Here is a 20,383-nt window from a genome sequence, read left to right as displayed (position 1 = left end):
GCACTTCAGTGCGAGGGTGACCGTAATGGAGACTTACGTTGAGCATCCGCCGTTGCCGGAATTAGCGGGGATGGTGCGGGCAGTCTGGATCCAGCGCACCGGTGAGACGGCGTACGTGCAACGGCACCTGCCCACGGGCGGGGTCGAGATCCACTTTCCGATCGGTGGCCGTCCCCAGCTGGCCGGTCCGCTGACCGGTCCGGAGATCGAGGTCATTCCGGCGCACACCACCATCGTGGGGGTGCGGTTCCGGCCAGGGACCGCGCCGCCCCTTCCGACGGTGCTCGACGACCTGGTGGACCAGCGCCTGGCCCTGGCGGAGCTGTGGGGAGCTTCGGGGGACCGCCTCGTGGAGGCGATGGCTCAGGCCAGGACGCCCGAGCGGGCGCTCATGCTCGTGCAGGCCCACCTCGTGCAGGAATTCCGAAGCGTCCCATGCGTGGATCCGCTGGTGGGCGAAGCCGTCAAAGCGCTGATGCCCTGGAACCCGGTCAACATCGACACCCTGGCCACCCACCTGGCGCTCTCCGCGAGCCAGCTGCGCCGCCGCTGCCTGCACGCGGTCGGGGTGAGCCCCAAGGTCCTCCAGCGGACGTTGCGGTTCCAGGGCTTCCTCGCGCTGGCGCAGGCCGGCCCCATGTCCTCTGGTCAGCGTGGTGCGGACGGCATGGCGGGACTGGCGGTTGACGCGGGGTACGCCGACCAGGCAGGCCGCTACGAGTCTGACTCTGCGCGATTCGTTCAAGACTCCGTCGTCACGCCGCTCCTAATGTCGCACGCGTGCCTGATCCAGCCGAGTTCACTGTGGCGCGCCGACAACCCCTGAAGGAGCAGACCCATGCTTGACCCGAACGTACGCCGCGTACTCGACGGCACCTCGATCGCTCACCTCGCCACCGTCCTCCCCGACGGCTCGCCCCACACCACTCCCGTGTACGTCGGCACCCGCGGCGACCGAATCGTCTTCTTCACCGGTCCGGGCATGCGCAAGGCCCGCAACCTGCGCCGCGATCCCAGGATGGCGCTGTCCATCGCACCCGTCGACAACCCGTTCGAGCCCGTCGTCATCCGTGGCCGCGTCGTCGAATGGATCGAGGGCGACGCGGGGTGGGAGATCATCGACCAGCTGGCCACGAAGTACACCGGCATGCCCTACCCGCGAGGCCAGGAACGCGTCGTGGCCGTGATCGAGCCCGAGCGACAGACCGCCGGTGTCGGCTGAGTTCGATGCCTGGTGGCTCCTGGCTAGGGCGCTTCAGTTGGCGGGCGGGAAGGCGGCTCGGACGCGGTCGAGTTCGGCCTTGGTGATCGGCAGGACCGTGCCGTGCCGGGGCCGGGAGGGCAGGTCGTAGTCGTCCGGGATGCTCCAGCTGGGCTTGTCCAGTTCGCGGGTGGTGAACGGGATGTATCCGCGGCCAGAGGACTCGTCCATGAAGGCGTACCAGCGGTCTTCGGTGTTCGACTTGAAGACCGTCGGGCCTTCCAGCCAGCCCAGACCGAAGTCGGTCCTGATGCAGTCGTCCACCAGCTGCCAGTTCCGCGGCCTGGTGTCGGGGAGGTCGACCGCGGTCAGGGACTTGGAGCGCTCGAGGACGAGGTCGGCGGTGCAGGAGCCGATGACGCCGTCGTCCGTGCTGATGCGGTAGAAGTAGTCCCCGTCGCGGACGACGGTGGCGTCGATGCTGTTCGCGCCGGTGTCCTTCCATACGCGAGGCTTGGAGAAGGTGCGGAAGTCGCGGGTGGTCGCGTACATCAGGCGGGTGTTGACGGTGCCCTGGTGGTCCGGGTCGTCGGCGCTGTAGAGGTTCGATGCCCAGTAGACGACGTAGGCGCCGAGCCTCTTGTCGTAGGTCGCCTCGGGTGCCCAGGTCATGCCGGCGGTGTCGTCGGAAACCCGCACGTGGCGCTGCTCGGACCAGCGGACCAGGTCGGTGGACTCCCAGATCTCGATGTGCCTGCTGCCGTGCCTCGTCGCATGATCCCACCCCGGGCCACCGTGGATCTTCAGGTCGGTGGCGATGAGGTAGAACTTGTCGCCCTCGGGGGAACGGATGATGAACGGGTCGCGTAGGCCCTTCTCGCCCTGCGTCGAGGTCAGGACCGACGTGCCGCCGTTCAGGTCGTCCCAGCGCAGCGGGTCGTTGCCGCGGCTGGCGGCGAAGAAGACCTGCTCGCCGTCGGCGTACTTCTCCCCGGCGAAGTAGGGAAAGAAGTAGCCCTTCAGCGGCCGCTTCTTCGGCAGCGGGCGCACCGTGAGGTCGAAGCGCCGCATGGTCTGGCGGTGCCCGAGCTTGACGGTCGCTGTGAGGGTCGCGGTGGCGGGGCGCTTCCCATGCGCGGGCCGGCGCACCTCGCCGGTCCGGGTGACGGTCGAGGGATCGGTGGACTTCCAGGAGATCCGGGCGCCGTGGAGGCCCCTGTCCGGCAGGGTGATGTTGCCGCGGACGTCGTGGGCGTCCCAGACCGTGAGCGCTTTGGCGGCCTCGTTCAGGCGGCCGTCGAGGGTGGTGCCGGAGACGGCCCGGGACGGCGGTGTTTCGGCGACTGCCACGGGTGCCGCCAGCAGGGCCACGGACAGCATCGAGAGGAACAGCAGCCAGGCTCTGGAACGGGCACTCACTTCGGTCCTCTCGACGGCCCGGCGCTGTCCGAAATATCGGACAGTGATCTTGAAATCGGCCAAACCGTACAGGGGCCCATGAGGGCGGTCAAGGGACGGGCTAAGAGGGTGCAGGCGCGCCGATCATGGGGCGTAGTTCATGACGTGGTCGTGGAGGAGTTGGGGGGCAGCAGGGTCGTTGCGGCGGAAGGCCTCGATGAGCTGGGCGTGCTCGGCCGATTTGGAGTAGATCTCGGTTCTGTGGATGCGCAGGGAGAGCGTTGTCCAGAGCTCGATGCCGAGCGACTCCCAGACCGACGTCAGCAGGCGGTTGCCCGAGGCCTCGACGATCTCGCGGTGGAAGTCGATCGACAGGCGCATCTGGGCTTGGAGATCTTCGGTCTCGGCGGCTTCGGCGAGGCGCTGGTTCTGGGCCTCCAGGGCGTCGAGGCAGTCGGCCAGGTGAGGGAGGGCCAGTTCGACGGCGGTGCGCTCCAGGCCGGCGCGGACCGGGAAGATCTCGGCCAGGTCCTTTTCGGTGAACGCGCGGACGCGGGCGCCGCGGTTGGGCAGCGACTCGATCAGCCGGAGGGCCTCGAGCTGGCGGAGGGCCTCCCGGACCGGGCCCTGGCTGACTCCGAGCTCGGTCGCGATGCGGCGTTCGACGATGCGCTCGCCGGGTGCCCAGCGGCCCGTGGAGATCCCGTCCACGATGAACTCGCGGATCTGGTGGGAGAGTCCTGCGCGCAGCAAAGGAGCGTCGTCGGTCGCGGCGTTCACGCTGACCATCGTAGAGGTGCGGGTCAGACGGTGGACGTAAGTGAACCTTGACGTGGCTTGGTAGACTCCTAAATGATCGATCATTGATCAATGATGATCGGTTAGTGGGCGGCGACCCCGCGCCACGCACCCTCGCACGGAAGAAGAACGCGATGGCTGAGACCACCAAGGCCAAGCCGGCCCGGGCCCGCAAGGCCCGCACCCCGGCCAGGCGCACGACCGATGCCGCGACCCTTGTCGCCTACTACCGGCAGATGTTGCTGATCCGCCGTTTCGAGGAACGCGCGGCGCGGGCCTACACCGAGGCCAAGATCGGCGGCTACTGCCATCTGAATCTGGGTGAAGAGGCGACCGTCGTGGGGCTGATGTCGGCGCTGCGGCCCACGGACTATTTGTTCACCAACTACCGCGAGCACGGCTATGCCTTGTCCAAGGGCATCGAGCCGCGACGGGTGATGGCCGAGCTGTACGGGCGTTCGACCGGTGTCTCCAAGGGCTGGGGCGGGTCGATGCACATGTTCGACGCCGAGGCCCGGCTGCTCGGTGGATACGGGATCGTCGGCGGGCAGCTGCCCTTGGCCACCGGGGCTGCTCTGGCTGTTTCGTACAAGGGTGGCGACGACGTGGTGATGTGCCACATGGGCGAGGGAACGGCCGCCATCGGGGCGTTCCATGAGTCGCTCAACATGGCCGCTCTTTGGAATCTGCCGGTCGTCTTTGTGATCATCAACAACGGGCTCGGCATGGGCACGACCGTGGAGAACTCCGCTGCGGAGCCCGAGCTCTGGCGGCGGGGCTCGGCCTACCGGATGGAGAGCGCCCGGGTGGACGGCAATGACGTGGTCGCCGTGCACGAGGCCGCCAAGCTCGCCGTGGAGCGCGCCCGCAAGGAGAGCAAGCCCTATCTGCTGGAGGCCACGAGCCTTCGGCTCAAGGGTCACTCGGTCGTGGACCCCGCGCGCTACCGCTCCAAGGAGGAGAAGGAGGCCCTGAAGGCCGCCGATCCGCTTGCGCGCATGGCGCTGGAGCTGGAGGAGGCCGGGGTCCTCAACCTTGAGGACCACGAGAAGCTCGACGCCGAGGTGACCGCCGAGGTCGAGGACGCCGCCGCGTTCGCCGACCAGAGCCCGCACCCGGACGTGTCGACGCTCTTCGACTACACCTACGCGACGCCGGTCGAGGGCGAGCTGCGCCGCCTTCCCGCCGACCCGGTATTCCAGGCCTGAGGAGGGCGACCCATGGCAACGACGAGTTACCGCCAGGCCCTCCGGGAGACCCTGCGCGCCGAGATGCTCCGCGACGAGAACGTCTTCCTCCTGGGCGAGGAGATCGGCGTCTTCGAGGGCTCGTACAAGATCACCGAAGGGCTGCTGAAGGAGTTCGGACCGCGGCGGGTGAGGGACACTCCGATCGCCGAAGAGGGCTTCGTCGGTGCCGCGATCGGCGCCGCGATGCTCGGGCTGCGGCCGGTCGTGGAGATCATGACGATCAACTTCTCGCTGCTGGCGCTCGACCAGATCGTCAACCACGCGGCGAAGATCTACGGGATGTTCGGCGGCCAGGCCAGCGTGCCCATGGTCATCCGCACCCCGGGCGGCGGCGGCCAGCAGCTGGGCGCCACGCACTCGCAGAACGTCGAGCTGTTCTACTCGTTCATCCCCGGCCTGAAGGTCCTGGCGCCGAGCACGCCCGCCGAGGCGTCCGCCATGCTCAAGGCCGCGATCCGCGACGACGACCCTGTGCTGTTCCTGGAGAACCTCGCGCTCTACAACACCAAGGGCGAGCTTCCCGCGGACATCCCCGACATCGAGCCCGCCGTCATCGGCAGGGCCGCCGTCACCCGTCCCGGGACGGACATCACGATCGTCGCGTATTCACGGATGGCGCATGTCGCCACCGAGGTGGCCGAGACGCTGGCCGCCGAGGGCATCTCCGCCGAGGTCGTGGACCTGCGGAGCCTGCGCCCGCTCGACCGGCAGACCGTCGTCGACTCCGTCCGCCGCACCGGCTGCGCCGTGGTCGCCGAGGACGACTGGCTGACGTACGGCATCGGCGCCGAGATCGCCGCCAGCATCCAGGAGGGCGCCTTCGACTGGCTCGACGCCCCGGTGCGCCGCGTGGCCATGGCCGAGGTGCCGCTGCCCTACTCCAAGCCGCTGGAGCTGGCCGCCCTGCCCTCCGCCGATTCACTGATCACCGCCGTGCGCGAGACGCTCCGCGCGCGTGGCCGCCGCCTGCAGGAGACCGTCCGATGACAGAGATCCTCATGCCCCGCCTCTCCGACACGATGGAGGAGGGCGTCATCAGCTCCTGGCAGAAGCAGCCGGGTGACGAGGTCGCGATCGGCGACGTCATCGTCGACATCGAGACCGACAAGGCGGTCATGGAGTACGAGGCGTACGAGGCCGGCGTGCTCGAGAAGATCCTCGTCGCCGAGGGCGAGACCGCCGCGATCGGCGCGCCGATCGCCGTCATCGCCCCCAAGGGCGCCGCCGCGCCCTCAGCCCCCGCGCCCGCCCCGGCTCCGGAGGCCAAGCCCGAGCCGGCTGTGCCTCCGGCCGCCACTCCGGCCACGCCTCCGGCCGCCACTCCGGTTCCCGCGACCCCGGCCACGACCGCTCCGCCTGCGGCCGTCCCGGCACAGAACGGCTCGGCCGGGGCACCCGTTTCCCGTCCGCCGTCGTCGCCGCTCGCGCGCAGGCTGGCCCGCGACCACGGCCTCGACCTGACGACGATCACCGGCACCGGCCCCGGCGGCCGCATCGTCCGCGCCGACATCGAGGCCGCGATCCGCGACGTCCCCGCAGCCGCACCCGCTCCGGCGGCTCCGGCTGCGGCCCCCGCGAAGACGGTCATGCCGCAGGTGGACGAGGACACCGAGGCGGTCCCGCTCAACCGGTTCCGCAAGGTCGCCGCCCGCAGGCTCACCGAGAGCAAGCGGAACGCGCCGCACTTCTACCTGACCCGCGACGTGGACGCCGAGGCGCTGGTGGCGTTCCGGGCGACGCTGAACGAGGCGCTCGCCCCCGTGAAGATCAGCGTGAACGACCTGATCGTCAAGGCCTGTGCCACCGCGCTGCGCGAGCACCCGGAGATCAACGTCTCGTTCACCGAGGAGAACCTGCTCTTCCACAAGCGGGTGCACGTCGGCGTCGCGGTCGCCGTGGACGGCGGCCTGCTGGTCCCGGTCATCCGCGACACCGACCGCAAGGGCGTGGCGGAGATCGGCGCGGAGACCCGCGCGCTGGCCGCCAAGGCCCGCGACGGCAAGCTCGGCGCGAACGAGATGAGCGGCGGCACGTTCAGCGTCAGCAACCTCGGCATGTTCGGCATCGACTCCTTCTCGGCGGTCATCAACCCACCGGAGTCGGCCATCCTCGCCGTGGGCGCCGTCCGCGACGAGCCGGTCGTCCGCGACGGCCAGATCGTCCCGGGCAAGCGCATGTCCGTGACCGCCTCGTTCGACCACCGCGCCATCGACGGCGCGACCGGTGCCAAGTTCCTGGCCCGCCTGGTCGAGCTCCTGGAGCAGCCGCTCCTCATCGTCGCCTGACGACGAGAAGGCGCGTGTGCCCGCCGCCGGTGTAGGGCGGCGGGCACAACGCATTCCCAAGCAGAATCTGATTCGGTAACGTCGGCCCCGTGATGGATGTCTTCGCGGATCTCCGGGCCGAGTACGAAGCGCTCGACGCCGTTCTCACCGCGCTCTCGCCCGAGCAGTGGTCGCACCCGTCGGCGGCCGAGGGGTGGACGGTCGCCGACGTCGTCCTGCATCTCTCCCAGACCGACGAGCTCGCCGCCGCGTCGATCGCGGGCGACGAGGAGGTCTTCAGCGCCATCCGGCCCGGCGAGGTCGACGCCAGGGCGGCCGATATCGTCGCCGCTCAGCGCGACACCTCCCCCGCCGAGATCCTGGCCCGCTGGCGCACCGCCGCCTTCGGCATTCCGGACGCGCTGGCCGGGCTTCCGCCGGGCACGCGGCTGCGCTGGATCACCAACCGCATGTCCGCGGCGGCGCTGGCCACCACCCGCATCGCCGAGCACTGGACGCACGCGCACGACATCACCGACGCGCTCGGCATCCCCTATCCCGACACGGCTCGCCTGCGCCATATCGCCTGGCTCGGCCACCGCACGCTGCCCTATGCCTTCGATGCCGAGGGGATCGAAGGCGGTCCCGTGCGGGTCGAGCTCACCTCACCCGACGGCGAGACCTGGTCGTTCGGCGATCCCGACGCGCCTTCCAGAATCACCGGGCCTGCCGGCGACTTCTGCCGCGTCGGCGCACGGCGCCTGGCTCCGGCCGCCTCCAGGCTGGAGGCGACCGGGCCCCACGGCGCGCAGGCACTTGCCGTCCTGCGCAACTACGCCGTCTAACGGCCGACCTGCGGGAAGCGGATCACCCGGTCGTCGGCAGAGGTGGGGTTGCCTCGGCCGTCGCGGTTGCTGGTGGCGATCCAGAGATGGCCGTCGGGTCCCACGGCCACCTCGCGTAGGCGACCGTAGGTGCCGGTGAGTGCTGCGGTGGGTGTGCCGGACGTTCCGCCGGTGCCGTTCAGCGGGACTTGCCACAGGCGGGTGCCGCGCAGGGCGGCGGCGTAGAACGTGTCGCCTGCGACGGTGCCCCCACTGGGTGAGGCTTGGGCGGTGGTCCAGGTGACGATGGGATCGCGGTAAGTGGGCTCGCCGCCTTTCCCTTCCACATTGGGCCAGCCGTAGTTGGCTCCGGCTGTGATGTGGTTGACCTCGTCCCAGGTGTTCTGACCGAATTCCGTGGCGTACATATGGCCGCCGCCCCAGCCGAAGCCTTGGACGTTGCGATGCCCGAGCGTGTAGACGACGGAGGACGCGTTGGGGTTGTCCGGCGGCGCGGAGCCGTCGGGGCGCATCCGGAGAATCTTCCCGCCGAGGCTAGAAGGGTTCTGGGCGTTGGCGGTCTGCGCCGCGTCGCCCGTTCCGGCGTAGAGCATCCCGTCAGGGCCGAAGTGAATGCGCCCGCCATTGTGGATGGACGCCTTGGGGATGCCAGAGCGGACGACCTCTTGGCTGGGTGTGGCTGCGAGCTTGAAGCGGACGATCCGGTTGTCGTTCGCGGCCGTGTAGTACGCGTAGACGTAACCGTCCTGGGCGTAGGTCGGGCTGACCGCCAGGCCTAGGAGGCCCCCTTCGCCCGCCGGCTGGACGCCGGTGAGCCGGGCGACCTCTGTGGGTGGGGAGCCGGGGGCCAGGCGGAGGATGCGGGCACTCGTGCGTTCGGACACCAGGGCACTGCCGTCCGGCAGGAACGCCAAGCCCCAGGGCACGACGAGGCCGGTGGCGACCACGTCGGGTTTGGTGAAGTCGAATTCGGGCTCGGCCGCCGAGGCGGCGTCGACGGCCGAGGCTGCGGACAGGGGTGTGACGGTCAGGGCAACTCCGAGGATGAGCGCGCGGAGCCTCATATCGGTCCTCGAATCTTCAGCGGGGGGCGGAGTCCCGGGTCACGGGCCGGATCACAACGGAGTAGGCGTGGTCGCGGTCCTGCCGGACCTGGTATTCGGGGCGTACGGGGTTGGGAGTGTCCCCGACGCCGGTGACGGCGTGGTTGACGTGGAAGGTGTTCCACCCGGGATTGCGTACGCGGGCGAACGGATAGAGGGCGCGGTCCAGGTCGTCGTACGGGGTGACGCTGACCTCCAGGTCACCGCCTACGAGGAGACCGTTGCCGCGGGCGTTCGTGAGCGTGGCCCAGCGAACGTCGTCGTGGTTGCCGTAATCCTGAGGCTGGTAGTACGAGACGTACTGGTCGTCCACGGACGACGACCAGACGCCCATGGGAGTGCCGTCCTTGCGGTCGTTGTAGTTCTCCACAGGTCCGCGCCCGTACCACGAGAAGCGTTTGAACGTGTCGGGCATCTTCAGCGTGAAGCCCACCCGCGCCAGGTACGGAACGGCACGGACACGTCCCTGCGGGCTGACCCGGTGGCTCAGCTCGATCTGCCCTGAGCCGTCCACCACGTACGTCGTGGTCTGGTCGAGCCACGCGTCGGCGTAACCGGGCGCCGATGCCCTGCTGGTGATCCCGATCGTGGCCTTGTCGCCCGGGGTGACCGTGATCGACGTGGGTGTGGTGACGAGCCGGTCCAGCCCCACCAGGCGCCAGTCCTCGCCCTCGGCGCGGCCCCAGGTGTAGGTCTCGTTGCTGATCGGCGGGCGCCACACGTCCAGCTCCGGACCCGTGCGCAGCAGCTCGACGCCCTTGTGGCGCATCGAGCTGAGCGTGCCCTTGGCCCGGTCGAACACGTACCGGAAGTCGGGGCCGGACACGACGATCTCCTTGCCGTTCTGCGTCGTCTCCACCTTCCCCTTCGACGGCACCTGAATCCCCGGCACCGCCGTCCCGCCGGCCGGGAACTGCCCGAAGCCGACCACGTGCCCGGCCGGGCCGTACCAGGTCCGCTTCGCCAGCACCGCCTCGACCGTGAGCCACCGCTCGTTGCCGGACGGATTCGCGGGAGGCGGCGGCACCGGCGCCGGCGCCGAGCCGCCCGGTTCCAGCTTGAGCGGCAGGCTGCCCGACCGCAGCGTGCGGCGGCCTTCGGTGTAGCGCCAGCGCAGCTTGAGGTCGCCGGTTCCGTCGAACGCACGCTCGCTGGCGACGGAGACCTGCTCGCCCGTACGGGTGACGCGGATCGGTGACTGCACCCAGGACAGCTGCGCCAGCTCAGGCTGGAGGTAGCGGTCCGAGCCGACCAGGCCGTCCACGCCGGACAGGCTCTGGCCGTTGGACAGGAAGGACCCCTTCCGCTCGAAGTCGTCGAAGTCGAGCGCCAGCACCGCGTCCTTGGTGGGATCGGCGCCGGCGCCGAGCTCGGCGGCGGTCAGCGCGCGGCTGTAGATCCGGACGTCGTCGATCGAGCCGTGGGCCATGCGGCCGCTGTAGTTGTCCTGCATGATCTCGGAGTTGCGGGCCACGTTGACGTCCGCGGACGACCAGGCGATGGTGCCGCTGTAGGGGACGTTCGCGGCCTCCTTGCCGTCCACGTACAGCCGCACCGCGCGGCCGTCGTAGACCCCGGTCACCCGGTGCCACGTGTCGTGCCAGTTGGCGGGCACCGGCGCCCGAACGGTCCGCCAGGTGCCGCCGCTGTAGATGAAGAACTCCAGCGTGGTCTCGTTCGACATCTTGAGGCCGTACTGCTTGTCGCCCTTGGTGACGATCGTGAAGTCGCCCGTCCAGGGCTTCGCGGGCTTCACCCACGAGTCCAGCGTGACCTGGTCGCCGGTGATGTCGAGCCGCCGGTCCCGGTAGACCTCCACGAAGTCGTCCAGCCCGGAGAAGTACAGGGCCTTACCGCGATGGCCGTCCACCGTCTTCGGCAACCCCTGCAGCCAACTCTTGATCTTGCTGGGTGAGGAGTCGGGGGTGGTGATGATCGGATGCCGCATGTTGGCCTCGGCCCAGTCCCAGATGAAGCCGCCCTGGACCTGCGGGTACTTGCGGACGACCTCCCAGAACTCACGGAAGTTGCCGAGGCTGTTGCCCATCGCATGGGCGTACTCCCCCATGATGATCGGCTTGGAGGTGGTGAGGGCCTGCGCCGCCAGGCGCGCCGGGGTCGGGTAGCGCGGCCCCCAGACGTGGGCGAACGGGGCGTCGCCGTCCGGCGAGTTCGACTGGTGGTAGAGCGGCCGGGTCGGGTCGGCGGCCCGTGCCCATTCGGCCATCTTGGTGTGCGCGATGCCGAGGCCCGCCTCGTTGCCGGTGTCCCACAGGAAGACGCTGGGGTGGTTCTTGTCGCGCGCGACCATCGCCTGGAACCGTTCGAGGAACGCCTTCTGCCACTCGGGCCGGTCGGCGAGGCAGTCCCGGGGATGGCCCGCGGGCAGGCCGCAGTTCTCCAGGTTGTGGGTCTCGATGTCGACCTCGTCGTCGACCCACAGCCCGCGGCGGTCGGCCAGCTCGTAGAGGTAGGGGTCGGACGGGTAGTGCGAGGTGCGGACCGCGTTGACGTTGAGCCGCTTCATCAGCGCGACGTCGGACTCCTGCCGCTCCCTGGTCTGGTGCCGCCCGGTGTCGGGGTCGGTCTCGGCGCGGTTGACCCCCTTGATCAGGATGCGCTTCCCGTTGGCGAGCAGCTGCCGGTCCCGGATCTCGATCTCGCGGAAGCCGACGGTCTCGCTCGTGGTCTGGGTGACGCGGCCGCCGGGAGCGACCAGTTCGAGGGCCAGCCGATAGAGGTTCGGGGTCTCGTCCGACCACTTGGCCGGGTTCGCGACCGGCGTGGACAGCCGCAGGCTCGCCGTGTCGCCGGTGACGTCGACCTTGCCCGCGAAGCGCCGCACCGGCTTGCCACGCGGGTCGAGCAGGGTGGCACGGACGGTGTGCTCGCCACCCTGTTCGACCCGCGCGGCGCCCTGCGCGCTGGCGAGGGTCAGATCGGCGTTGAGGGTGGCGTCGCGGTACGAGGCGTCCAGATCGGTCGTGATGTACGCGTCGCGCACGAACGTCTTGGGAGTGGAGTACGCCCACACCGAACGGAAGATGCCGCTGTAGCGCCACTGGTCGACGTCTTCGAGGTACGAGCCGGCGCTCCACCGGTGGACCTGCACCGCGACCGTGTTGGCACCCTCGCGCACGTGAGCGCTGACGTCGAATTCGGCGGGCGTGTAGCCGCCCTGGTCGTAGCCGACGTACTCCCCGTTCACCCAGACGAAGTAGGCGCTGGTCACGCCTTCGAAGCGGAGGACCGTGCGCCGGTCGCCCCAGCCGTCCGGCACGTCCAGGCGCTTGACGTAGGCGCCGGTCGGGTTGATGTCGCGCGGGGTCTTCGGCGGATTGTCCGGCCAGACCTCGGTCGGGATGTTGCGGAAGACCGGATGGTCAATGCGGTCGCTCTGCCAGGTGTGCGGGACCTTCACCTTGGGCCACCGGGACGTGTCGTAACCCTTGCGGTAGAACCCGGCGGGCACCTCACCGGGTCGTTCGGCCATCTGGAGCCGCCATTCCCCGTCCAGCGTCCGCGACCATCGCCGCTCGCTCGGCCGGAGCATGGCGTGCGCGGGTTCCTGCCCCTCGGCCACCATCTGCGGGTCGTCGAGGTAGGTGTAGACGTCGGACGGCGGAGCAGATGCCGCACCAGACCACGGCGCCGCCGAGACGGAACGCGGCCAGGCCAGCGAGGCCACGGCGACGAGGACAGCCAGGCAAACGGTCAGGGAGTGGAAGGGGGGACGTAGCGCCATTACTGCGCGCCTCCTCAGTGGGTGGGCGCGCCCCCTGACTGCACCCGGCACAGGTTCCGACTGTTGTGGTGAAGAAGTACTCCTGGGACGCTAGATCGACAAGGCGTCGCCGTCAACGATGTGGGGCCCCTGATCCTATTGGGCTGACGCGATCCCTGGGGCGTGCCGGGACACGCCCTAGGAGGCCGTCTCGATGCTGAAGAGCCGTTCGTCGATCTGGTCCAGGGCGAGGCGCACGGCGCCGAGCCCGACCGCCTCGTCGCCCAGCGTCGAGGCCTCGATCCGGGTGGGGCCGAGGCACAGCGGGCGGACGTGCCGCCGCAGTTCCTCCACGAGCCGGTCCCCGGTGTGGGTGAGCTCGCCACCGACGACGATCATCTCCGGGTCCAGCGCGAGCGCCATGGCGGCGATGCCGCGCGCCATGCGGGCGGCGAGCCGCTCCACCAGCGCGACCGCCTCGGGGTCTCCGCGCATGGCCGCGTCCAGCACCCGTTCGGCGCCGGCGTCCCGGCCTCCGCCGGAGCCCCCGCCGGAGCTCTCCCCGCCGCCCTCGCCGGCGCCCGCGTCCAGCGGCGACATCGCGCCGGACAGCGCGGCCGTGGTGTCGCGCAGGCCCAGCTCGGGCAGCATGCCGACCTCACCGGCCGCACCCCAGCGCCCCCGGTGCAGGCGCCCGTTGATGATCGCGCCCATGCCGGTGTGCAGCTGGGCCAGCACGTAGATCACGTCATCGACGTCCTTGGCCACGCCGCGCCAGCGTTCGGCGACGGTGGCCAGGTTGGCATCGTTCTCCACGTACACCGGGCAGGAGAACGACCGGCCGAGCTCGCGCGCGAGGTGCAGCCCCTGCCAGCCGGGCACGACCGTGCAGATCGCCACGGTGCCGTCCGGAGCGATCACGCCCGGGGTCCCGGCGGCCACCGCCCACAGCGCCGAGCGTTCGATGCCGGCCCGGGCCAGGCAGGTCTTCACCGCGGCGCGGACCGCCGCGAGCCGTTCGGGCGGTTCCCAGTCCACGTCCAGCTCCACGCTGTGGCCGCCGACGACCTCGCCGTCCAGATCGGCGACGAAGATCCGGGCCCGGTGCGACTCGATCTCCATGCCGAGCGCGTAGCCGGCTTCGGCGCGGAACCGGTAGCGCCGCGCGGGACGGCCCAGGCCGGCGCCCGAACGCGGCGGCACCTCCTCGACCAGCCCGCGTTCCACCAGCTCGCCGAGCACACCCTCGGTGGTGGGCCGCGACAGCCCGACCTGCTTGGCCAGCTCGGACAGCGTGGGCTCACCGCCACCGCGCAGCGCGCGCAGCGTGGCCACGGAGTTGAGCCGCCGGAGCACCGACGGGTCTCCCCCATGCAGTGGAACTTCGGACACGGGACCTCTTGACATGGATAGGGGGTACGGGAACATTATTGCGCAACCTACTTACGAAATGAACTTTCGTAAATACTCGCGCAGGTCAGGAGGCACGACGCGATGGATGCATCGGGGGTCACGCTCGCCGTGGCGGGGGCCGGGATCCGGGGCGCCACGTACGCGCGCCGCGCCCTGGCCACCTCCGCTCGCGGCGGAGCCACGCCGGGGGGCGTGGGGGCTCCTCCCCCCTCTGGCGGGCACAGCGCGACCGTGGTCGCGGTGGCCGAACCGGACCCGGTGCGGCGCGAGCGGTTCGCCGCCGAACACCGCATCCCGCCGGAGCGGGTGTTCGCCGACTGGCGCGACCTCGCCGCCGCCGGACGGCTGGCGGACGGAATGATCATCGCGACGCAGGACGCCGAGCACGCCGAGCCGGCGGTCCGGTTCGCCGATCTCGGCTACCACATCCTGCTGGAGAAGCCGATGGCCACCAACGAGGCCGACGCGGCCGCGATCCTGGAGGCCGTCGAGCGGAACGGCTCCACGCTCGCGGTCTGTCACGTGCTCCGTTATACGCCCTACACGGCCGTGATCAGGGAATTGATCGCGGCGGGGCGGATCGGGACCCCGATCAGCATCCAGCATCTGGAGCCCGTCGGGTGGTGGCACCAGGCCCACTCGTACGTGCGCGGCAACTGGCGGCGCGAGGACGAGTCCGGCCCGATGCTGATGACCAAGTCGTGCCACGACATCGACTGGATCATCCATGTGATGGGCGAGGTCCCGGCCCGGGTCTCCTCGTTCGGCCGGCTCTCACACTTCCGGCCGGAGAACCGGCCGGCCGGCGCCGCCGACCGCTGCCTGGACTGCAAGGTCGAGCCGACCTGCCCGTACTCGGCCACGCGGCTCTACCTGTCCTGCCTGGACGACCCCGACCTGCGGGCGTGGCCGCTGAGCGTGGTCACCACCGACCACACCGAGGCCGGGGTGCGCACCGCGCTGCGCGAGGGACCCTACGGGCGGTGCGTGTACGCCGGTGACAACGACGTGGTCGACCACCAGGTCGTCAACATGGAGTTCCCGTCCGGGGCGACGGGGGCGTTCACCATGACGGCGTTCTCCCCGTACGTCCAGCGCCAGACCCGGATCTTCGGCACGGCGGGCTTCATCGAGGGCGACGGCGCGCGGCTGACCCTGCGCGACTTCGTCACCGGCGAGGAGGAGATCTTCGAGACGGCCGACCACCACCGCTCGCCGGACGGCCGCCACGACGACGCCGACGACGCCCTCGCCGACGCGTTCATCGCGGCGATCGCCACCGGAGACCCCTCCCTCCTGCCCTCCGACGCGCGCGAGAGCCTGGCCGCCCACCGGGTGGTCTGGGCGGCCGAACGCGCACGCCATTCCGGCACCGTAGTCGACGTGACCTCCTCCCCCCCGACCTCCTCCTCCCCTTCCTCCACATCCCCCGCGAAAGGCACGGCCCAATGAACACCATGACCCTCACGGGCACCGCGGCTACCGCGATCGCCCTGACGCTGGCCCTCAGCGCATGTGGATCCGGGAGCGACGACAAGGGCTCCTCGTCCACGGCGACGAACGACGCGCGCGGCCCGATCACGTTCGCCACCGGCAAGGACCTGACCGGCACCATCCAGATGCTCGTCGGCAAGTGGAACACGGCGCACCCTAACGAGAAGGTCCGGATCATCGAGCTGCCGGAGGACGGTGACCAGACCCGGCAGCAGCTGGTCCAGAACGCGCAGATCAAGTCCAACGCGTACGACGTGATCCGGCTGGACGCGGTGTGGACGGCCGAGTTCGCGGCGCGCCGCTGGGTCCTGCCGCTGGACGAGTCCAAGCTCGACCCGTCCACGTTCGTGCCGGCCGCGCTGGAGACGGGCAAGTACCGCGGCAAGCTGTACGCGGCGCCCTGGCTGACCGGCACCGGCATCCTCTACTACCGGACCGACCTGCTGAAGGCCGCCGGGGTGAAGAGCCCGCCCACGACCTGGACGGAGCTCACCGACGCCTGCGCCAAGGTGAAGAAGACCCCCGAGGGCAAGGGCGTCGACTGCTTCGCGGGCCAGTACGACAAGTACGAGGGCCTGACCGTCAACTTCTCCGAGGCGGTCCAGTCCGCGGGCGGCCAGGTCTTCGACGCCTCCGGGAAGCCGCAGGTGACGACGCCGCAAGCCAAGGCGGGGCTGCAGTTCCTGGTGGACGGCTTCAAGCAGGGCACCATCCCGTCCAAGGGCGTGACGCTCAAGGAAGAGGAGGGCCGCCGCGCGTTCCAGGACGGCAAGCTCGTCTTCCACCGCAACTGGGCGTACGTGTACGCGATGGCCTCGGCCAAGGACGGCTCGTCCAAGGTGAACGGCAAGTTCGACGTCGTCCCGCTGCCGGGCAAGGACGGCCCGGGGTCGGGGACGCTCGGCGGCAACAACCTGTCGGTGTCGGCGTTCTCCAAGCACCAGGCCACCGCGCGTGACTTCATCACCTACATCGTGAGCCTGGAGACGCAGCGGGAGTACGGCAAGGAGCAGTCGTTCCCGCTGTCGCGCACGGCGCTGTACGACGACCCCGCGATGGTCAAGCTCTACCCGTACCTCCCCGTGCTGAAGAAGAGCCTCCAAGCCGCCAAGCCGCGCCCGGTCGCGGTGAAGTACAGCGAGGTCAGCGCGGCGATCCAGGACAACGTCACCGCCGCCATCACCGGCAAGAAGACCGTCGACCAGGCCTCGACCGACCTGCAGACGGCGCTGTCCGGCCTGACCGACTGACCCGGCGCGGACCAGTCACCGGACGCGGATCACAGGAGTCACGTTGAGCCACACGAGCACCGGACACGCACCCGCCGGGTCGCCGCCGGCGGCGTCCCCTGGCGGGCCGACTCCCACCGGCCGCGGGCGGTCCGGCAAGGGACGGTCCGGCAGGGGACGATCTCGCCGGGCGGACGGCCAGGGGCGGCTGGCCGCCGCCCTGCTGTCGCCCACCCTCGCCGTGCTCGGCGTCGTGATCGCGTTCCCGATCGCGGTGGCCGTCTGGGACTCGCTGCACACCACCAGCGAGGAACTCGACGCGGACGGCCTGGTGGTCGAGGGCACGCGGTTCAGCGGGGTGAGGAACTACGCCGATCTCTTCCGGGGCGAGACCGGCGACCGGTTCCTGAACGCGCTCTGGAACACCTCGTTCTTCACCGTCACGACCGTCGTGCTCGAGACCATCCTCGGGCTCGGCATGGCGCTGCTGATGCACCGGGCGTTCCGGGGCAGGGCGCTGTTCCGGGCGAGCGTGCTGGTGCCGTGGGCGATCCCCACCGCCATCTCCGCGCTGCTGTGGCGGTGGATCTTCTCGGCGGACGGCGTGGCCAACGCGGTGCTCGGCCGTGAGGTGCTCTGGACGGCCGACGGCGCGGCGGCCAAGTACGCGGTGATCCTGGCCGACACGTGGAAGACCGCGCCGTTCGTCGCCCTGCTCGTCCTGGCGGGACTGCAGATCATCCCGCAGGAGGTGTACGAGGCGGCGCGGGTGGACGGGGCGAACGCGTGGCAGCGGTTCTGGAGCATCACGCTGCCGATGGTCAAGCCGGCGCTGCTGGTCGCGGTGATGTTCCGGATGCTGGACTCGCTCCGCATGTTCGACGTGCCGCAGGTCCTCATCGGCACCCGCAAGCCGTCGGTGGAGACGCTGTCCCAGCTGGCCTGGGACGAGGCGATGAACCTGCGGTTCGGCCCGGCGGCGGCCTCCGCGATCGCCCTGTTCCTCTACATCATCCTCGCCGCGTACGTCTTCGTCCGGCTGCTGGGCGCCGACTTTGTCCCCCGAGGGGGGACAACCCCCCACACCCCCCGACGTACAGCCCGATTCGGAAGGGGCACCGCAAAATGACCACCCGCGAGATGAGCGGCCGCGGTGGCCCGCGCGGGCTGAAGCGGCTCACCGACCCGCTGACCATGATCGCCGTGGTGGTGTTCTGCCTGGCGCCCTTCTACTGGATGATCGTCTCCAGCCTCCGCCGCACCAACGACATCCTCGACATGTCCCCGCTGCCGCGACCGTGGTCGCTGGAGAACTACCGGGCGGTGTTCGACGCGGACAACGGCTTCGTCCGGGCACTCGGCAACAGCCTCATCGTGGCCGGGCTGACCACCGTGCTCACGCTGATCGTCGGGGTGTCGGCCGCGTACGCGCTGGCCCGGCTGGAGTTCCGCTTCAAGCGGCTGGTGCTGGCGCTGATCGTGTCCACCTCGATGTTCCCGGTCAGCCTGCTCATCGTCCCGCTGCTGCGGCTGTTCACCGACATCGGCTGGATCAACACCTACCAGGCGATGATCGTGCCCAACCTGTCGTTCGCGCTGCCGCTCGCCGTCTGGAACCTGACCGTCTTCTTCCGGCAGCTCCCGTTCGAGCTGGAGCAGGCGGCGATGGTGGACGGCTGCACGGCGGGCCAGGCGTTCCGGCGCGTCATCCTGCCGCTGGCCGCACCGGGCGTCTTCACCACGGCGATCATCACGTTCGTGGTGGCGTGGAACGAGTACATGATCGCGGTGAGCATGGTCAACGAGCAGTCCACCAAGACCGCCAACGTGATCGTGGCCCAGTTCACCGGCCAGCACGGCTTCGACCAGCCGTTCGGCACCCAGATGGCGGCCGGGGTCATCGTGACCGTGCCGCTGGTGGCCGTCGTCCTCATCTTCCAGCGCCGCATCGTCGCCGGGCTCACCTCCGGCGGCCTCAAGTGATCATCTTCTGCTAGGTCCGGCTTCACCTCCCGTTTCATCGTTCCCTCCAGTCTGCTCACCATCGGGCCCAATCCCCTCTGGAGTACCGCGCATGAGATCACCCCTGCCCGCCCCCGGGCGCCGCTCCTTCCTGGCGATGACCGGCGTCAGCACCGCCGCGTTCGCACTCGGCACCGGCCATGCCGCCGCCGAGGAGAACGCCGGCGGCAAGATTCCGGGCGATCCGTTCGGTCTCGGCGTCGCCTCCGGCGACCCGTGGCCCGACGGCTTCGTCCTGTGGACCCGCCTCGCACCCAAGCCGATCGAGGCCGACGGCCACGGCGGCATGCCGCTCCGCCCTTACACCGTGCGGTACGAGGTCGCCGAGGACGAGGCGTTCACCAAGGTGGTCAAGCGGGGCCAGGCCCTCGCCACCCCGGAGCTGGCGCACTCTGTGCACGCCGAGGTGCACGGGCTGCGGCCGGGCCGCGAGTACTTCTACCGCTTCCGCGTCGGCAACGAGATCAGCCCGGTCGGCCGCACCCGCACCGCGCCTCACCCCCGCTCCATGCCCACCGAGCTGCGCTTCGGCTCGGCGTCGTGCGCCGCGTGGTACCACGGGCACTTCACCGCGTACGAGGACATGGCCAAGCAGGACCTCGACCTGGTCTTCTTCCTGGGCGACTACATCTACGAGTACGGCATCACCAAGAACAACTGGTGGCGCCAGGAGCCGCTGCCGCTGGGCCCCGAACACGGCACGGAGATCGTGACGCTGGAGCAGTACCGCCTGCGCTACTCCCTCTTCAAGACCGACGCCCACCTGCAGGCCGCCCACGCCTCCGCGCCGTGGGTGTTCACCACCGACGACCACGAGGTCCAGAACAACTACGCCGACGAGTGGTCGGAGACGGGCATCCCGCCCGCCGACTTCCTGCGCCGCCGCGCCGTCGCGTACCGCGCGTTCTACGAGAACCTCCCGCTGCGCAGCACCGTCAAGCCGCACGGCCCCGACCTCGCGCTCTACCAGCGCTTCACGTGGGGCCGCCTCGCCCAGATCGACATGCTCGACAACCGGCAGTACCGCGACATCTACCCGGCGGGCGCCGTGATCGACAACTCACCCGAGCGGCACGACCCCAAGCGCACGATGCTGGGCGCGAAACAAGAAAAGTGGCTGTACGACGGCCTCGGCAAGTCGAACGCCACCTGGAACATCCTCGCCACCGGCGTCGTCATGGCCGAGATCGACCGCGACACCGGTCCGGGACAGCTCTACAGCAACGACATGTGGGACGGCTTCCCGGCCAACCGCGACCGCCTGTGGAACGCCTTCCGCAAACACAAGATCGCCAACCCGGTGGTCCTGTCGGGCGACATCCACCGCGCCGTCGCCGCCGAACTCAAGGCCGACTGGAAGAACCCCGACTCCCCCGCCATCGGCACCGAGCTGGTCTGCAGCTCGGTCGGCTCCGACGGCGACGGCGCCGAGACCGACAGCTTCGCCAAGCTGTGGCTGGCCAACCCGCACGTCAAGTACTACAACGCCCGCCGCGGCTACGTCACCGCCCGCATGACGCCGACGACACTCACCTCGGACTTCCGCCGCGTCGAATTCGTCAGCCGTCCCGGTGGCCCGGTCACGACCGCGGCCCGCTTCGTCACCGAGGCCGGCAAGCCCGGCCTGATGCGAGAGGTATGA

General features: G+C 70.0%; 16 protein-coding genes. 11 read left to right on the top strand and 5 right to left on the bottom strand.

Annotation, left to right across the window (positions count from 1 at the left end; all coding sequences use genetic code 11):
* The first annotated feature begins 25 nt into the window (after nt 1-25).
* Both F8566_RS12010 and F8566_RS12005 read left to right on the top strand, forming a co-directional pair.
* Nucleotides 26-826 (top strand): DUF6597 domain-containing transcriptional factor, encoded by an 801-nt coding sequence (locus F8566_RS12010; RefSeq protein ID WP_318836404.1) that lies wholly within the window; start codon nt 26-28, stop codon nt 824-826.
* 12 nt (nt 827-838) lie between these two features.
* Entirely contained in the window at nt 839-1,222 is a 384-nt protein-coding gene (locus F8566_RS12005; RefSeq protein ID WP_151560269.1) for a PPOX class F420-dependent oxidoreductase, read from the top strand.
* 33 nt (nt 1,223-1,255) lie between these two features.
* On the opposite strand, the gene F8566_RS12000 is transcribed toward F8566_RS12005, so the two are convergent.
* Together F8566_RS12000 and F8566_RS11995 are read right to left on the bottom strand one after the other, a co-directional pair.
* Nucleotides 1,256-2,620 carry a glycoside hydrolase family 43 protein gene (locus F8566_RS12000; protein WP_225993083.1) on the bottom strand — a complete coding sequence of 455 codons (1,365 nt, stop codon included), beginning with the start codon at nt 2,618-2,620 and terminating at the stop codon, nt 1,256-1,258.
* A gap of 123 nt (nt 2,621-2,743) precedes the next feature.
* Nucleotides 2,744-3,388 (bottom strand): GntR family transcriptional regulator, encoded by a 645-nt coding sequence (locus F8566_RS11995; RefSeq protein ID WP_151560268.1) that lies wholly within the window; start codon nt 3,386-3,388, stop codon nt 2,744-2,746.
* Nucleotides 3,389-3,531: 143 nt separating this feature from the next.
* Between F8566_RS11995 and pdhA the strand changes: the two genes are divergently transcribed.
* The 4 genes from pdhA to F8566_RS11975 all read left to right on the top strand — a co-directional run bounded on the left by pdhA (nt 3,532) and on the right by F8566_RS11975 (nt 7,756).
* Nucleotides 3,532-4,605, top strand: coding sequence for a pyruvate dehydrogenase (acetyl-transferring) E1 component subunit alpha (gene pdhA / locus F8566_RS11990; RefSeq protein WP_151560267.1), 1,074 nt, complete (start codon nt 3,532-3,534; stop codon nt 4,603-4,605).
* Between the two features lie 12 nt (nt 4,606-4,617).
* On the top strand, nt 4,618-5,634 hold the full coding sequence (locus F8566_RS11985; RefSeq protein ID WP_151560266.1) for an alpha-ketoacid dehydrogenase subunit beta: 1,017 nt from the start codon (nt 4,618-4,620) through the stop codon (nt 5,632-5,634).
* Nucleotides 5,631-6,932: a dihydrolipoamide acetyltransferase family protein gene (locus tag F8566_RS11980; RefSeq protein ID WP_151560265.1), complete on the top strand. Its 1,302-nt coding sequence runs from the start codon at nt 5,631-5,633 to the stop codon at nt 6,930-6,932. Before F8566_RS11985 ends, F8566_RS11980 begins: the two co-directional genes overlap by 4 nt.
* Nucleotides 6,933-7,024: 92 nt before the next feature.
* The gene (locus F8566_RS11975) at nt 7,025-7,756 is read left to right on the top strand and encodes a maleylpyruvate isomerase family mycothiol-dependent enzyme (RefSeq protein ID WP_151560537.1); all 732 of its coding nucleotides are present in this window, start codon (nt 7,025-7,027) and stop codon (nt 7,754-7,756) included.
* Here the strand turns inward: F8566_RS11975 and F8566_RS11970 are convergent.
* The 3 genes from F8566_RS11970 to F8566_RS11960 form a co-directional block, all read right to left on the bottom strand.
* Nucleotides 7,753-8,820, bottom strand: a complete 1,068-nt coding sequence (locus tag F8566_RS11970; RefSeq protein ID WP_151560264.1) for a PQQ-dependent sugar dehydrogenase — start codon at nt 8,818-8,820, stop codon at nt 7,753-7,755. The genes F8566_RS11975 and F8566_RS11970 overlap by 4 nt on opposite strands.
* A gap of 16 nt (nt 8,821-8,836) precedes the next feature.
* Entirely contained in the window at nt 8,837-12,604 is a 3,768-nt protein-coding gene (locus tag F8566_RS11965; protein ID WP_151560263.1) for a glycoside hydrolase family 2 TIM barrel-domain containing protein, read from the bottom strand.
* A gap of 177 nt (nt 12,605-12,781) precedes the next feature.
* A complete protein-coding gene (locus F8566_RS11960) occupies nt 12,782-13,975 on the bottom strand; it encodes an ROK family transcriptional regulator (RefSeq protein WP_225993082.1) in 1,194 nt (397 codons plus the stop codon).
* Nucleotides 13,976-14,077: 102 nt separating this feature from the next.
* Between F8566_RS11960 and F8566_RS11955 the strand changes: the two genes are divergently transcribed.
* The 5 genes from F8566_RS11955 to F8566_RS11935 all read left to right on the top strand — a co-directional run bounded on the left by F8566_RS11955 (nt 14,078) and on the right by F8566_RS11935 (nt 20,383).
* A complete protein-coding gene (locus F8566_RS11955; protein WP_151560261.1) occupies nt 14,078-15,448 on the top strand; it encodes a Gfo/Idh/MocA family protein in 1,371 nt (456 codons plus the stop codon).
* Nucleotides 15,445-16,740 (top strand): ABC transporter substrate-binding protein, encoded by a 1,296-nt coding sequence (locus F8566_RS11950; protein WP_151560260.1) that lies wholly within the window; start codon nt 15,445-15,447, stop codon nt 16,738-16,740. The genes F8566_RS11955 and F8566_RS11950 overlap by 4 nt, the downstream gene beginning before the upstream one ends.
* Nucleotides 16,741-16,783: 43 nt before the next feature.
* Nucleotides 16,784-17,848 (top strand): carbohydrate ABC transporter permease, encoded by a 1,065-nt coding sequence (locus tag F8566_RS11945; protein ID WP_225993081.1) that lies wholly within the window; start codon nt 16,784-16,786, stop codon nt 17,846-17,848.
* A complete protein-coding gene (locus F8566_RS11940) occupies nt 17,845-18,702 on the top strand; it encodes a carbohydrate ABC transporter permease (RefSeq protein ID WP_151560259.1) in 858 nt (285 codons plus the stop codon). The genes F8566_RS11945 and F8566_RS11940 overlap by 4 nt, the downstream gene beginning before the upstream one ends.
* 91 nt (nt 18,703-18,793) lie before the next feature.
* Nucleotides 18,794-20,383, top strand: coding sequence for an alkaline phosphatase D family protein (locus tag F8566_RS11935; RefSeq protein WP_151560258.1), 1,590 nt, complete (start codon nt 18,794-18,796; stop codon nt 20,381-20,383).

The organism is Actinomadura rudentiformis (assembly GCF_008923185.1).
GTDB classification, from domain to species: Bacteria; Actinomycetota; Actinomycetes; order Streptosporangiales; family Streptosporangiaceae; genus Spirillospora; species Spirillospora rudentiformis.
The sequence above is the reverse complement of the archived record's forward strand: the minus strand, read 5'-3'. Positions and strand labels throughout refer to the sequence as shown.